The sequence below is a fragment of the Gandjariella thermophila genome (genome assembly GCF_005405885.1).
Taxonomy (GTDB): Bacteria; Actinomycetota; Actinomycetes; order Mycobacteriales; family Pseudonocardiaceae; genus Gandjariella; species Gandjariella thermophila.
Map to the genome: position 1 here is coordinate 25954 of NZ_BJFL01000026.1, position 14869 is coordinate 40822.

A 14869-nucleotide genomic window follows, 5' to 3' on the forward strand; every position below is an offset into this window, starting at 1 on the left:
GGGCACGCTAACAGAGCACCCCGACAGCGAACCGCCGGCGGCCGCGCGTGTCCCGGGTGATCCCCGCACCGCTGGTCCCGCGGACCACGCCGGGGTGGGTTCGCGGGTTGCCCGACAGCCACGAACCCACCCCGGGATGGACCGGAATCAGCCGAGGACGATGATCAGGTCGCCGCCCTCGACCTGCTGCACCGAACCGATGGCCAGCCGCTGCACCGTGCCCGCCTTGGGAGCGGTGATCGCGGCCTCCATCTTCATCGCCTCGATGCTGGCCACCGTCTGACCGGCCTCCACCTTGTCGCCCTCGCCGACAGCCAGGGTGACCACGCCGGAGAACGGCGCCGCCACGTGGTTCGGGTTGGTCCGGTCGGCCTTCTCCGCGGCCGGCGTGTCCACCTTGATCGAGCGGTCCCGCACCTGGATCGGTCGGAGTTGGCCGTTCAGCGTGGCCATCACCGTGCGCATGCCGCGGTCGTCGGCCTCGCCGATGGCCTCCAGGCTGATCAGCAGGCGGACGCCGGGCTCCAGGTCCACCGAGTACTCCTCGCCGGGCCGCAGACCGTACAGGAAGTCCTTGGTGCGCAGCACGCTGGTGTCCCCGTACGCCTCGGTGTGCGCGGTGAACTCCTTGGTGGGGCCGGGGAACAGCAGCCGGTTGAGGGTGTGCCTGCGGTCGTTCGCCAGGCCCTCCCGGTCCTCCTCGGTCAGCTCGGTGACCCGCTTGGGCGCGGGCCGGCCGTCCAGCGCCCTGCTGCGGAACGGCTCCGGCCAGCCGCCGGGCGGGTCGCCCAGCTCGCCGTGCAGGAAGCCGATCACCGAGTCCGGGATGTCGAACCGGCGCGGGTTCTCCTCGAACTCCTTCGGGTCCACCCCGGCGCCGACCAGGTGCAGCGCCAGGTCGCCGACCACCTTGGAGGACGGGGTGACCTTGACCAGCCGGCCGAGCATCCGGTCCGCCGCCGCGTACGCGTTCTCGATGTCCTCGAACCGGTCGCCGAGGCCCAGCGCGACCGCCTGGGTGCGCAGGTTGGACAGCTGCCCGCCGGGGATCTCGTGGTGGTACACCCGGCCGGTGGGCCCGGGCACGCCGGACTCGAACGGCGCGTAGACCTTGCGGGTCACCTCCCAGTACGGCTCCAGGTCGCAGACCGCCTGCAGGTCCAGCCCGGTGGCGTACTCGGTGTGGTCGGTGGCCGCGACGATCGCGGACAGCGGCGGCTGCGAGGTGGTGCCGGCCATCGACGCGGTCGCCCCGTCGACGGCGTCCACCCCGGCCCGGATCGCGGCGACGTAGGTGCCGAGCTGGCCGCCGGCGGTGTCGTGGGTGTGCAGGTGCACCGGCAGGTCGAACTCCCGGCGCAGCGCGGTGATCAGCTTCTCCGCGGCCGGCGGCCGGAGCAGCCCGGCCATGTCCTTGATGGCCAGCACGTGCGCCCCGGCCCGGACGGTCTCCTCGGCCAGCTTGAGGTAGTAGTCCAGGGTGTACAGCGGCTCGTCGGGGTCGGCGAGGTCGCCGGTGTAGCACAGCGCCACCTCGGCGATCGCGCCGCCGGTCTCCCGGACCGCCTCGATCGCCGGCCGCATCTGGGACACGTCGTTGAGCGCGTCGAAGATCCGGAAGATGTCGATGCCGGTGGCGGTGGCCTCTTCCACGAACGCCTGCGTCACCGCCTCCGGGTACGGCGTGTAGCCGACGGTGTTCCGGCCGCGCAGCAGCATCTGCAGGCAGACGTTGGGCATCGCCTCGCGCAGCGCGGCCAGCCGCTCCCACGGGTCCTCGGCCAGGAAGCGCAGCGCCACGTCATAGGTCGCGCCGCCCCAGCACTCCACGGACAGCAGCTCGGGCAGCATGCGCGCCACGTACGGGGCGACGGCGAGCAGGTCCTTGGTGCGCACCCGGGTGGCCAGTAGGGACTGGTGCGCGTCCCGGAAGGTGGTGTCGGTGACGCCGACCGCCCGCGAGTCGCGCAGCCAGCGGGCGAAGCCCTCCGGGCCCAGCTCGTCCAGCCGCTGCTTGGACCCGGGCGGCGGCGCCACGGAGAGGTCGACGCCGTCCGGCAGCTTGGTGGACGGGTCCGGGGTGGACGGTCGCGGCCCGTTCGGCTTGTTGACGGTGACGTCGGCCAGGTAGGTGAGCAGCCGAGTACCGCGGTCGGCGGGCTGCCGCGCGGTGAGCAGGTGCGGGCGCTGATCGATGAACGACGTGGTGACCCGCCCGGCGCGGAAGTCCGGGTCGTCCAGCACGGCCTGCAGGAAGGGGATGTTGGTGGCCACGCCGCGGACGCGGAACTCGGCGACCGCGCGGCGGGCCTTCTGCACCGCGGACTCGAAGTCCCGGCCCCGGCAGATCAGCTTCACCAGCATGGAGTCGAAGTGGGCGCTGATCGCCGCGCCGGCGTGCACGGTGCCGCCGTCCAGCCGGATGCCGGAGCCGCCGGGCGAGCGGTAGGCGCTGATCATGCCGGTGTCCGGGCGGAACCCGTTGGCCGGGTCCTCGGTGGTGATGCGGCACTGCAGGGCCGCACCGCGCAGCTGGATGGAGTCCTGGGACAGGCCGAGGTCGGCCAGGCTCTCCCCGCCGGCGATGCGCAGCTGCGACTGCACCAGGTCCACGTCGGTGACCTCCTCGGTCACCGTGTGCTCCACCTGGATCCGCGGGTTCATCTCGATGAAGACGTGGTTGCCGTCGCGGTCCACCAGGAACTCCACGGTGCCGGCGTTGACGTAGCCGATGTGCCTGGCGAACGCGACGGCGTCGGCGCAGATCCGCTCCCGCAGCTCGGGGTCGAGGTTGGGCGCGGGCGCGAGCTCGACGACCTTCTGGTGGCGGCGCTGCACCGAGCAGTCCCGCTCGAAGAGGTGCACCACGTTGCCCTGCGCGTCGGCGAGCACCTGCACCTCGATGTGCCGGGGCTCCACCACCGCCTGCTCGAGGAACACGGTGGCGTCGCCGAAGGCGGACTCGGCCTCGCGCATGGCCGCCTCCAGGGCGTCGCGCAGCGCCTCCGGCCGGTCGATGCGGCGCATGCCGCGGCCACCGCCACCGGCCACCGCCTTGACGAAGACCGGGAAGCCCACCTCGTCGGCGGCCGCGACCAGCTCGTCGACGTCCGCGGACGGTTGGGAGGACCGCAGCACCGGAAGGCCGGCCTCGCGGGCCGCGGCCACCGCGCGGGCCTTGTTCCCGGCCAGTTGCAGCACCTCCGGGCTCGGCCCGACGAAGGTGATGCCCGCATCCCGGCACGCCTGCGCCAGGTGCGGGTTCTCGGACAGGAACCCGTAACCGGGATAGACCGCGTCGGCACCGGCCCTCTTGGCGGCCTTGATGATCTCCTCGACGGAAAGGTACGCCCGCACTGGATGACCGGGCTCCCCGATCTCGTAGGACTCGTCGGCCTTCAGGCGGTGCAGTGAGTTGCGGTCCTCGTACGGAAAGACCGCCACTGTGCCCAGGCCGAGTTCGTACGCCGCGCGGAATGCTCGGATCGCGATCTCCCCGCGGTTGGCCACAAGCACCTTGCGGAACATGCCGGCTCCCTCCGGTTTCCCTGTTCAGGGGTCGGTCGGAGAACCGTACCTCGTGCATCCCGTTAATCGGGAGCGGCGTCCCAAGTGACGGGCGTCATCATGATCGATCCTACGCTCGATTGAGATCCATCGTTCCGGGCTCGGTTCGCCGGCCGGCCACAAGACGTATGTACGCCTTGTGAGGCCAAAAACCTCGGATGTCCGATCTGCCACCGGCCCGCGTCCACGATCCGGGATACCCGAAACCGTCTCAGGAACTGGGACACGGTCCTCTCCCGGGACCCGCCGGCGGCATCCGGCGGGCCCGACGCCGCCTTCTCGAAACGGCCTTCCGGGTTTTTCCGGGCGGCGTTTCTGGAAGAGCGGGACTCGTGTCGGGCCCGCCGAACACCTTCGGTACTGTCCGAATGTTTTTTTCGGACTTGTCGCCAGGCTCGTTCCCGGCCTTTCGCCGAGAGCATTTCGGCGTTATGCCGGAATGCTCTTGGTGCTACGTCAGGCGCAGTTCCAGCTGATACCCTGGAAGGCCTGGAAGCGCGACCACTTCACGCTCCTGGTGTGGCCGGGCTGCACGATGTAGCAGGGCGAGTCCTGGTGCAGGGCAATCCGCACGCGGAAACTCACCGAATGCGGGCAGTGGTTGGTCACGTAGACGGTCTGCGTCACCGTGCCGACCGTGTGCCGCACCGTCGCACAGGACGGGGCGGCCGCCACCGCGGTGGACGCGAACGGCTCCGCCTGCGCGGCGGGACCGGCGAGCAGCGTCCCGCCGAGTATGCCGAACAGCGCGACCGCGGAGGCGACAAACCGGCGGAATGGCGTCATCATGTACTCCCCCTCTGGTTCGACCCCTATCGCGTGGGCGCGGACCGTGCGGACCGGCCCACGCGGGCCGCCGGAACGGATGACGAATTCCTGCGCGGCCGATTTCCCGTCGCGCCCGGCGAACCCTGACCGGAATACTGGCACCGGTCCGGTGACAGCCGCTACGGCCAGCCAGGGGAATCGAGTGACCCGTCCGGGGAACGTTCCGCCCGCGCGCATTCCGCCCCGCGCGGAAACGCGGCACCGGAATCCGGCGCGTCAACCCGGTGCCGGGGCTCCGTGCTGGAACGCGCCGCGCGGCTCCGCGCGCGGCTAGGTTTTCTCCAGGTACTCGGCACCCTCCGGGTCGACCAGTTCGGTCACCATCCGCGCCAGGCCGGTGTACGTGGCGAAGTACGGGTCCTCCCCGACGATCTCCTGGGCCACCGTGCGGGCCGCGGCGATCACGTCCTCGTCGCGCAGCAGCGAGAGCATGCGCAGCCCGGAACGGCGACCGGACTGCGCCGCGCCGAGGATGTCGCCCTCCCGGCGCATCTCCAGGTCCAACCGGGCCAGCTCGAAGCCGTCCAGGGTGGCCGCGACCGCGTCCAACCGGTCCCGGGACGCGGTGCCCTCCGGCATGTCGGTGACCAGCAGGCACAGCCCGGGGGCGTCGCCGCGGCCCACCCGGCCGCGCAACTGGTGCAGCTGGCTGACCCCGAACCGCTCCGCGTCCATGATCACCATCACGGTCGCGTTGGGCACGTTCACCCCGACCTCGACCACCGTGGTGGCCACCAGCACGTCCACCTCGCCGGTGGCGAACGCGCGCATCACCGCGTCCTTCCCGTCCGGGGAGAGCCGGCCGTGCAGCACGTCCACCCGCAGGCCGGCCAGCGGCCCGGACTCCAGCATCGGCGCAACCTCCTGCACCGCCAGCGGCGGCCGGCGACCAGCCTCGGCCTCGGCGGGCTCGTCGCCGCTGTCCTCCTCGCCGGCGGAGTCGCCGATCCGCGGGCACACCACGTACGCCTGGTGGCCGGCGGCCACCTCCTCACGGATCCGCTGCCAGGCCCGCTCCAGCCAGCCCGGCTTCTCCCCGGCCGGCACCACCGCGGTGTGGATGGGCGAGCGACCGGCCGGCAGTTCGCGCAGCGCGGAGACCTCCAGGTCGCCGTAGACGGTCATGGCAACCGTGCGCGGGATCGGTGTGGCGGTCATCACCAGCACGTGCGGGCTGGCGTCCTCGCCGGCACGGGCGCGCAGCGCGTCCCGCTGCTCCACGCCGAACCGGTGCTGCTCGTCCACCACCACCATGCCGAGGTCGGCGAAGGACACCCGGTCCTGGATCAGAGCGTGGGTTCCCACCGCGATGCCGGCCGCCCCCGAGGCGATGTCGAGCAGGGCCTGCCTGCGCGCCGCGGTGGACATCGAGCCGGTGAGCAGGACCACCTTGGTGGCCTGCTCGGCGGCGTCCAGCTCACCGGCGCGACCCAGGTCGCCGAGCAATTCGCGCAGCGAGCGGGCGTGCTGCGCGGCCAGCACCTCGGTGGGCGCGAGCATGGCCGCCTGCCGCCCGGCGTCGATCACCTGGAGCATGGCCCGCAGCGCGACCACCGTCTTCCCGCTGCCCACCTCGCCCTGCAGCAGCCGGTTCATCGGGTGCGCACCGGACAGGTCGGCCTCGATCGCCGCGCCCACCTCGCGCTGGCCATCGGTCAGCCGGAACGGCAGCCGCGCGTCGAAGGCGTCGAGCAGCCCGCCCGGCCGCGGCGGGCAGGCCGGCGCCGGCCGATGGACCGCCCAGTGCTTGCGCTGCGCCAGGACCAGTTGCACGGCGAGCGCCTCGTCCCACTTCAGCCGCTTGCGGGCGGCCTCGACATCGGCCCACCCGTCCGGCCGGTGGATGCGGCGCAGCGCGCCGTCCAGCCGGTCGACGCCGAGCCGCTCGCGCAGCTCCTCCGGCATCGGATCATCCAGGCCGTCCCAGGTGTCCAGCACCTGCCGCACGCAGCGGGCGATGGACCAGGACGGCAACCCCTGCGCGGCCGGATAGACCGGCAGCAGCGCGCCCGCGAACTCCTCCAGCCGCGACAGGTCGCCGTCGCTTTCCAAGAGCTGGTACTCGGGATGAGTGAGCTGGAGCTTGCCGCGGAACGAGCTGACCTTGCCGGCGAACAGGCCGGTTCGGCCCGGCCGCAGGTCTCGCTCCCGCCACTGCTGGTTGAAGAAGGCGCAGGTGAGCGACCGGTGCCCGTCGGTGATCACGATCTCCAGGATGTGGCCGCCGCGCCGCGCACCCGGGTTGCCGCGGTACTTGCGGCCGGACACCCGGTCGACCCTGGCCAGCACGGTGACGTGCTCGCCCAGTTCCAGCCCGGCGATGTCGGTGAGCTCGCCGCGCTCGGCGTACCGGCGGGGGTAGTGCCGCAGCAGGTCGCCCACGGTGGAAAGGCCGAGGGCGGACTCCAGCGCCCTGGCGGACTTGCCGCCGAGCACCCGCTCCAGGCTGTCGCCCAGCTCGATCGTCGTCCTCGCTCTCGATCCCACCCGGCTCACCCGCCCTCAACGTCGCGCCTCACACCCACTGTGCCCGCTCGTCGTTCGGGTTGTTCGGCGCCACCACCACGTCCACCGCGCAACCGTCACCACACCGACCACTCACTCGGGCCCGGCGGCATGCGGTCCCGGACAACCCTCACTGTGCCGCAGCGCCCCGACAGGCCGTGCCGAGCCCCGCGGCCGGCTGCGGTCACTCGACGCCGAGCAGCACCACCGCGTCCGGCTGGCCCCCGGGGTACACGGTCAATTCCACCTCGGGGTGGCTGTGCCGGAGGTGTTCCTCCAGCATCCCGGCCAGCCGCAGCGGGGCGGACTCGCCGAGCAGCACGGTGACCAGCTCGCCGCCGGAGGCCAGCGCGCGGTCGGCCAGCCGGCACGCCGCGGTCACCAGCTCGGCGTCACCGGCCGGGCGGTGCTCGGCCGGCCGGGGTTCGATGAGCACCACCTCGCCGTCCAGCAGGCCCAGCACGTCGCCGGGCTGGCACCGGCCGGCCCAGGTGATCGCCTCGCGCTGCGCCAGCACCACCTCGCCGCGCCGGGTGGCCGCGGCCGCCTCGGCCATGGCCACCACGTCGTCCCCGGGCCGCCGGGCCGAGTCGTGCACGGCCAGCGCGGCCAGCCCCTGCACCGGTGAGGCGGTGGGCACCACCACCACGTCCTGGCCGGCCCGGATGGCCTGCTCGGCGGCCGCCTCGGCGAGGGTGGTCAGCTCCCGGTCGTTGGGCAGCACGACCAGGTGCGCGGCGCGGGTACCGGCCAGCACGGCCAGCAGGTCGGTCTCGGTGGGCGGTCGCGCCGGGTCCACCGGCAGCACCGTGGCCCCCTCGCCGGAGAACAGCTCGGCCACGCCCTCGCCGCGGACCAGTGCCACCACGGCGCGCTCCCGCACGAACCGGTCCGCCCGCGCGGCCTCGGTGATCTGGTCGGCGAACCGCACCACGGAGATCCGGTGCGGCCGGCCGGTCTCGATGCCCGCCTCGATCGCCGCGCCCACGTCGTTGCAGTGCACGTGCACCGACCACAGGCGCTCGCCGTCACCCACCACCGAGACGCAGTCGCCCAGCCCGGCCAGTTCCCGCCGCAGCCGGGTGACCAGGTCCTTCTCCCGGCCCGGCACCAGGCCGTCCAGCAGGTACATCACCTCGTAGGCGTAGTCGCCGGAACCGCTCTCCCGCTCGGCGACCAGCGCGTCCGCGGCCCGGGCCACCCGCGACGGGGTGACCGGCCGCGCGGCGGCCGCCGGGTCCTCCCGTCCCTGCACCACCGCGGCCAGCGCGTCCAGCAACACGACGAGGCCCCGCCCGCCCGCGTCCACCACTCCGGCCCTGGCCAGCGCGGCGAGCTGGCGCGGGGTCTCCTCGAGCGCCTCGGCGGCCGCCCCGGCCGCGGCCCGGGTCACCTCGGCCAGGGTGTCAGAGCCGCAGGACTCGGCCGCCGCGCTGGCCGCGTGCAGCACCGAGAGCACGGTGCCGTCGACCGGTTCGGACACCGCGGCGAGGGCCAGTTCGTCGGCGCGGCGCAGCGCCGCGCGCACGGCCGGCCCGGTGGCCGACGGCGTGCCGTCGATCGCCTCGGCCAGGCCACGGAAGACCTGGGACAGGATGATCCCGGAGTTGCCCCGCGCGCCGGCCAGCGCGCCCTTGGCCAGCGCGGCGAGCGCGGCGCCGACCGCGAGCCCGTCCTCCGCCGACGCGCGCAGCAGCGCGTCCAGCGCCGCGCGCATGGTGGTGAGCAGGTTGGTGCCGGTGTCGCCGTCGGCGACCGGGAAGACGTTGATCCGGTCGATGGCGTCCCGCTGGGCGTCGAGCGCGTCCACGCAGGCGGCCGCCCACCGGCGGACCGCGGCGGCGTCCAACGCCTGCAGCACGGGTTGCCTCCCAACGGCCGAGGAGAGTTCGCTCCGCGGCGAGCGTAGCGACATTGTCCGTGCTTGTTCCTGAACGCGCGGGGCCGTCTTCCGGGCGGGAGTGCCCCTGGGCCGGGCCGGTTTGGTGGCGTGCTCGCGCACCGGATACCCTGTCCGGGTTGCTCCGGCCCCGGGATGCTCGGCGGCCGGGATTCCGGCGCGTCTGCGCTCCTGTCGTGGGCGCGGTGCCCAGTGATCAACCCGAAGGAGTGTCTGACGTGGCTGCCGTTTGCGACGTCTGCGGCAAGGGGCCGGGCTTCGGCATGTCGGTCTCGCACTCCCACCGGCGGACCAAGCGCCGGTGGAACCCGAACATCCAGACCGTGCGCGCGAAGATCGGGCTCTCCCAGCGCAAGCGACTGAACGTGTGCACCTCCTGCCTGAAGGCGGGCAAGGTCGTCCGCGGCTGACCGCCCTGGGCGGTCGCCCACGGCGCCGCCACACGTTGCGGCTCGCGCGGCCCGGGCGGTTCCTCGACGATCGTCGAGGAACCGCCCGGGCCGTTCGCTGTTCCGTGCCAGCCCGGCTCAGGACGCGGCCACCGTCTCCTTCGCCTCGGCCGGGGTGAGCACCTGGGCGTTGGCCAGGAGCTTCTCCACCAGTTCCGGCATCCCCACGCGGCCCTCCAGGCCGGCCAACTGCTCGGCGCTGGTGTGCGTGGCCACCCTCGGCGGGGTGAGCAGTGCGCAGCAGTCCTCGTCGGGCAGCACGGAGATGTCGCCGGTGCCGATCCGGCGGGCCTCGGCGATGATCTCCTCCTTGTCCCAACCGATCAGCGGCCGCAGCAGCGGCAGGGAACTGGCCTGCTCGATGGTGGCCAGGTTGGACAGCGTCTGGCTGGACACCTGGCCCAGGCTGTCCCCGGTGACCAGCGCCTGCGCGCGGAGCCGCCGGGCCAGGGCCTCGGCGGTGCGGATCATCAGCCGCCGCTGCGCCACGATCTGCACCTCGCCGGCGCCCGCGGTGGCCAGCGACCGCTGCGCGTTGCCGATCGGGACCACGTGCAGCCGCGAGTCGCCCTGGAACCGGTCGAGCTGGCGGACCAGCGCGTACGCCTTGTAGGTGGACGAGGGTCCGGTGAACGGGGCCCCGGTGAAGTGCACGAAGTCGCAGCGCAGCCCGCGGCGCATCGCCCGGTAGGCGGCGACCGGCGAGTCGAACCCGCCGGAGAGCAGCGCCAGCGCCCGGCCGCTCGAGCCAACCGGCAGCCCGCCCTGGCCGCGCTGGCGGTCCACCGACACGAACACCTCCCGGCGGTCGACCTCGACCACGATCTCGACCTCGGGATGGTCCAGGTCGACCGGCCAGCCCCGCTCCCGGCACACCCGGGCGCCGACGTGGGCGGCCAACTGCTCGGAGGTCAGCGGGAAGGACTTGTTCCGCCGGCGGGCGCGCACCGCGAACCGGCGCGGGGTGTCGTCCTCGCCGAACCGCTCGCGCAGCAGGTCGAGCGCGGCGTCCGCGGCGGCGTCCGGCGTCTTGGCGGCCCGCAGTGAGGGCTGCACGACGCTGAACCCGATCACCTCGCGGGCCCGGGCGGTCAACTCGGCCAGCGGGAGGGTGGAGGTGACCACCAGCACGGCGCCGCGCCGCCAGACCCGGGCGGGCTCGGCCCCGGCGGCGAGCACACGCTCCAGGTTCCGCAGCAGGTGCCGCTCGAAGGAGCCGCGATTGCGGCCCTTCAACGCCAACTCCCCGTACTTGAGCAGGACGCACGGCTGCGGCACCATCCACCTCACCTCCATCGTCCGTGCCTGTTCCGCGGGATGTCCGGCGACGTGCCCGTCGACCGTGCGGGACCCGTTCCGGCCGGCCACCGCACCCGCCACGCGCGGCGCCGAAGCCAGCGCGGCAGCCGGTTCGCGAGGCGCTGCGGGCGGGCGGCAGCCGACCGCGCTGCCGGCCGGCGTGGCGTGAGAGCCTCGGCCGGCGCGGGAACCGGTGGCGTGGACGGGGCGGTGCGCCATCCGCGTGCCATCCACGTACGGTACCCGCATGCCGGCTCCGGCGACCCGGCATGGATGTTCCGGCCCGGCGCGGCGCAGGGGTTTTGCCCGGCGGGTGGCGGGGAACGCCAGGGCTCGCGGAGTGCACGGGCGCCGGCGTTCGCGCGTGCGGAGGTTTCGCGTGGAGCTGATCGAGGAGACGCCGTACCGGTTCCGGATCGACCGGCACGGGCAGATGCGCGTACCGGGGGTGGTGTACGCGTCGCGGGCGCTGCTCCCCGACCCCGCCGCCGACCGCTCACTCGACCAGGTGGTCCAGGTCGCCACGCTGCCGGGCATCGTCGGCGCCTCCTACGCGATGCCGGACATGCACTGGGGCTACGGCTTCCCGATCGGCGGCGTGGCCGCGACCGACGTGCGGGACGGCGGCGTGGTGTCGCCCGGCGGGGTCGGCTTCGACATCTCCTGCGGGGTGCGGCTGCTCGCCGCCGACCTCGACCGGCGCGAGTTCGGCCCGGTGCGGGAGAGGCTCATGGACGCGCTCGGCCGGGACATCCCGCGCGGCGCCGGCCGGGGCGCGGTGTGGACGCTGGCCGGCCAGCCGGAGATGGCGCGGGTGCTGCGGGAGGGGTCGCGGTACGCGGTGCGGCGGCGCGGCGGCGGGGACCGTGACCTCTACCGCTGCGAGGACGGCGGCGCGGTGGACGACGCCGACCCGGAGCAGGTCAGCGCCAGGGCGATCGACCGGGGCCTCGGCCAGGTCGGCAGCCTCGGCTCCGGGAACCACTTCCTCGAGGTGCAGGCGGTGGAGGAGGTGTACGACGAGCGGGTCGCCGAGGCGTTCGGGCTGCGCCGCGACCAGGTCTGCGTGATGATCCACTGCGGCTCGCGCGGCCTGGGCCACCAGATCTGCACCGACCACGTCCGGGCGATGGAGAAGGCCATGCCCCGGTACGGCATCCAGGTCCCGGACCGGCAGTTGGCCTGCGCCCCGGTGGAATCCCCGGAGGCCCGGGCCTACCTGGGCGCCATGGCCGCCGCGGCCAACTACGCCAGGGCCAACCGGCAGGTGCTCGGCGACGCGGCGGACCGGGTGTTCCGCGCGGTCACCGGCCGCACGCTGGAACTCGTCTACGACGTGTCGCACAACCTGGCCAAGATCGAGACGCACGAAGTGGACGGCGAGCGGCGGGAGTTGTGCGTGCACCGCAAGGGCGCCACCCGGGCGCTGCCGCCGCACCACCCCGACCTGCCGCCGGACCTGCGCGAGGTCGGCCAGCCGGTGCTGATCCCCGGCTCGATGGGCACCGCGTCGTACGTGCTCACCGGGGTCCCCGGGGGCGGCGCGTTCTTCTCCACCTGTCACGGCGCCGGCCGGCTGCGCAGCCGGCACCAGGCGGCGAAGTCGGTGCGCGCCAAGGATCTGCGGCGCGATCTGGAGCGGCGCGGTATCGCGGTGCGCGGCGCGTCCGCCCGTGGGCTCGCCGAGGAGGCGCCGGCCGCCTACAAGGACGTCACCGAGGTGGTCGCCGCGGCCGAGGGCGCGGGGCTGGCCCGCGCGGTCGCGCGGCTGTGCCCGCTGGGAGTGGTGAAGGGTTGACCAACCACGCGCCGCGACCACCCGGCGCGGGGAGTCGCGAGGAGGAGCGGATGAGCGCCGGCGGGTCCGCCCGGGGGCACCGGGCGCTGCCGCACACCGCGGACATCCGGATCGAGGCGTGGGGCCCGACCCGCGAGGCCTGCCTGGCCGAGGCGGTCGCCGCGGTGGTCGACGGCTTCGCGGACACCGCCGACCTGGCCGGCGCGCCCGCGGTGCGGGCCGCGTCCGCCGACCTGGACGCGGACACCGACGAGGACGCCCTGCTCGCCGTGCTGGACGAGGTGATCTACCTGCTGGACACCGAGGACGCGGTGCCGGTGACGGCCGAGATCGAGCGCACCGCGGCCGGCGTGCGGGCCCGCATGCGGCTGGTCTCGGTGCGCGGGCTGGACCTCGGCGGCGCGATCCCCAAGGCGGTGTCCTTGTCCGGGCTGTCGATCGGCGCGGACGGCGACCGGTGGTCGTGCACCGCGACCATCGACGTCTAGGACCGGAGGGTCAGGGCAGCTTCCAGTCGACGGGCGCGGCGCCCTGCTGCTCGAGCAGCCGGTTGGCGCGGCTGAACGGGCGGGAGCCGAAGAATCCGTTGTGCGCCGACATCGGGCTGGGATGGGCGGACTCGATGCACGGCACCGGGCCGAGCAGGGGCCGCAGGTTGCGCGCGTTGCGGCCCCACAGGATGGCCACCATCGGCTCGTCGCGGGCGGCCAGCGCGCGGATCGCCTGCTCGGTGACCTCCTCCCAGCCCTTGCCCTGGTGCGAGTTGGGCCGGCCGGGCGCGACGGTGAGCACCCGGTTCAGCAGCAGCACGCCGCGCTCGGTCCACGGGGTGAGGTCGCCGGTGGCCGGCGGCGGGTAGCCCAGGTCGTCGCCGTACTCGCCGAAGATGTTGACCAGGCTCTTCGGCAGCGGGCTGACGTGCGGCGCCACCGAGAAGCTCAGGCCCACCGGGTGGCCGGGCGTGGGATACGGATCCTGGCCGACGACGAGCACCCGGACGGCGTGGAACGGCTGCTGGAAGGCGCGCAGCACGTGCTCGCCGGCGGGCAGGTACCGGCGGCCGGCGGCGACCTCGGCGCGCAGGAAGTCACCCATCGCCGCGATGCGGTCGGCGACCGGGGCGAGCGCCTCGGCCCAGCCCTCTTCCACGACTTCGTTCAGCGGACGTGCGGGCACGGCAGGTGACCATAGCGAGCCGGGCGGCCGTGGCGGTGCGCGGGTCGGCAGGTGACGCGGCACGCGCCGGGCGGCTACCCGTCCAGCCGACGCAGCTTGTTCCGGTACAGCCCGATGTTGGCCACGTACCGGTCCACGGCGAACTGCCACGCGCCCTCGGGAACCTGGTAGCCCTCGCGGAGCCTCGCCGGCACGCCGAGCGCCATCGACCGCGCGGGCACGTGCCCGTCAAAGGACACCACCGCGCCGGCACCGACGATCGCGCCGGTCTCCACCACGGAACCGTTGAGCACCACCGAACCCGAGGCGATCAGGCACCGGTCCGCGATGGTGGCGCCCTCGATGTGCACGTTGTGCCCGATCACGCAGTCGGCGCCGATCGTCACCGGGTGCACCTCGGTGCAGTGGATCACCGTGCCGTCCTGCACGCTGGTCCGCTCGCCGATCTCGATCCGGCCGTAGTCGCCGCGCAGCACCGCCTGCGGCCACACCGACGCCTGCGCCGCGATCCGCACGTCACCGATCACGGTCGCATCGGGATGCACGTAGGCATCGGGGTGGATGTCCGGCTCGAGCTCGCCCAACGCGTACACGGCCATCGGTGGTACCTCCTCAGCCACGGCGGCACTCCAGGGTTCCGCGCGCACGGTGCTGGCGAGTATCGCGCACGCCCGCGCGAGGCCGTCCGGCGTGGTCGCCCGGTGGCGGGTGCCGGGCCGGCGGCGGTTCAGTCCGCCGCGGCCGCGACCCCGGCGTCGGTCGCCGTGCCGACGCCCGCGGTGCCGGCGTCGGCCGGGCGGTCGGCGCCGGCCACCGGCTTGGCGAAGCACACGCTGTCCGGATGGCAGCGGTAGGCGCCGAAGTTCGGCACCCGCCGGTACCCGGAGGACTGGTACAGCGCGACCGCCTCGGGTTGCTTCAGCCCGGTCTCCAGCACGATCCGCCGCCGGCCGGCCTCGGCCGCGCTGCGTTCCAGTTCCGCGAGCATCGCCCTGGCCAGCCCCCGGCCGCGGGCCGCGGGCACCACGTACATCCGCTTGATCTCGGCGTCGCCGTCGAGGAACTCCGGTTCGTCCGCGTCGTGCGCCCGCCACCCGCCGCAGGCCACCGGCACGCCGTCGAGGTAGCCGACCAGGAACAGGCCGCGCGGTGGGGCGAACTCCGCCGGGTCGACCGGGGTGATGTCCTCCTCCCCGTACCGGCGCACGTACTCCCGCTGCACCTCGGCGATCAGTACGCGGGCATGGGGATGGTCATAGGGCACGACGCGGGTTCGCACGACGGACCAGCGTAAGCGAAACAGTGCCCGATTCAGGAGTTCGCGTCATTCAGCGACCCCGTGCGGTC

Annotated in this window: 11 protein-coding genes; 3 read left to right on the forward strand and 8 right to left on the reverse strand. The window is 73.8% G+C overall.

What is annotated here, in order from left to right; translation table 11 throughout:
• Positions 1-147: 147 nt before the first annotated feature.
• From FFT21_RS20775 to FFT21_RS20790, 4 genes are all read right to left on the reverse strand, one after another.
• Positions 148-3528 carry a pyruvate carboxylase gene (locus FFT21_RS20775; protein WP_137815596.1) on the reverse strand — a complete coding sequence of 1127 codons (3381 nt, stop codon included), beginning with the start codon at positions 3526-3528 and terminating at the stop codon, positions 148-150.
• A 495-nt stretch (positions 3529-4023) separates the two neighbouring features.
• Positions 4024-4353 (reverse strand): alpha-amylase inhibitor, encoded by a 330-nt coding sequence (locus tag FFT21_RS20780; RefSeq protein WP_137815597.1) that lies wholly within the window; start codon positions 4351-4353, stop codon positions 4024-4026.
• Between the two features lie 312 nt (positions 4354-4665).
• Positions 4666-6882, reverse strand: a complete 2217-nt coding sequence (recG, locus tag FFT21_RS20785; protein WP_225978601.1) for an ATP-dependent DNA helicase RecG — start codon at positions 6880-6882, stop codon at positions 4666-4668.
• A gap of 202 nt (positions 6883-7084) precedes the next feature.
• A complete protein-coding gene (locus FFT21_RS20790) occupies positions 7085-8758 on the reverse strand; it encodes a DAK2 domain-containing protein (protein WP_137815642.1) in 1674 nt (557 codons plus the stop codon).
• 260 nt (positions 8759-9018) lie between these two features.
• Between FFT21_RS20790 and rpmB the strand changes: the two genes are divergently transcribed.
• A complete protein-coding gene (gene rpmB / locus FFT21_RS20795) occupies positions 9019-9210 on the forward strand; it encodes a 50S ribosomal protein L28 (RefSeq protein WP_137815598.1) in 192 nt (63 codons plus the stop codon).
• 117 nt (positions 9211-9327) lie between these two features.
• On the opposite strand, the gene thiI is transcribed toward rpmB, so the two are convergent.
• Entirely contained in the window at positions 9328-10527 is a 1200-nt protein-coding gene (gene thiI / locus FFT21_RS20800; RefSeq protein WP_137815643.1) for a tRNA uracil 4-sulfurtransferase ThiI, read from the reverse strand.
• Between the two features lie 400 nt (positions 10528-10927).
• On the opposite strand from thiI, the gene FFT21_RS20805 reads away from it, so the two are divergent.
• Both FFT21_RS20805 and FFT21_RS20810 read left to right on the forward strand, forming a co-directional pair.
• Positions 10928-12346 (forward strand): RtcB family protein, encoded by a 1419-nt coding sequence (locus FFT21_RS20805; RefSeq protein ID WP_137815599.1) that lies wholly within the window; start codon positions 10928-10930, stop codon positions 12344-12346.
• Positions 12347-12396: 50 nt separating this feature from the next.
• Positions 12397-12834: an archease gene (locus FFT21_RS20810; RefSeq protein WP_137815600.1), complete on the forward strand. Its 438-nt coding sequence runs from the start codon at positions 12397-12399 to the stop codon at positions 12832-12834.
• A 10-nt stretch (positions 12835-12844) separates the two neighbouring features.
• Here the strand turns inward: FFT21_RS20810 and FFT21_RS20815 are convergent, their stop codons facing one another.
• From FFT21_RS20815 to FFT21_RS20825, 3 genes are all read right to left on the reverse strand, one after another.
• Positions 12845-13522 (reverse strand): uracil-DNA glycosylase, encoded by a 678-nt coding sequence (locus FFT21_RS20815; protein ID WP_137815601.1) that lies wholly within the window; start codon positions 13520-13522, stop codon positions 12845-12847.
• Between the two features lie 74 nt (positions 13523-13596).
• The gene (locus tag FFT21_RS20820) at positions 13597-14121 is read right to left on the reverse strand and encodes a gamma carbonic anhydrase family protein (protein WP_137815602.1); all 525 of its coding nucleotides are present in this window, start codon (positions 14119-14121) and stop codon (positions 13597-13599) included.
• 128 nt (positions 14122-14249) lie between these two features.
• Positions 14250-14801: a GNAT family N-acetyltransferase gene (locus tag FFT21_RS20825; protein WP_137815603.1), complete on the reverse strand. Its 552-nt coding sequence runs from the start codon at positions 14799-14801 to the stop codon at positions 14250-14252.
• Between the last annotated feature and the right edge of the window lie 68 nt (positions 14802-14869).

What these genes read in the sequence shown, in the direction of transcription:
- FFT21_RS20810 (WP_137815600.1), top strand. Translation starts at nt 12,397, where the DNA reads ATGAGCGCCGGCGGGTCCGCCCGGGGGCACCGGGCGCTGCCGCACACC.
- FFT21_RS20780 (WP_137815597.1), bottom strand. Translation starts at nt 4,353, where the DNA reads ATGACGCCATTCCGCCGGTTTGTCGCCTCCGCGGTCGCGCTGTTCGGC.
- FFT21_RS20820 (WP_137815602.1), bottom strand. Translation starts at nt 14,121, where the DNA reads ATGGCCGTGTACGCGTTGGGCGAGCTCGAGCCGGACATCCACCCCGAT.
- FFT21_RS20775 (WP_137815596.1), bottom strand. Translation starts at nt 3,528, where the DNA reads ATGTTCCGCAAGGTGCTTGTGGCCAACCGCGGGGAGATCGCGATCCGA.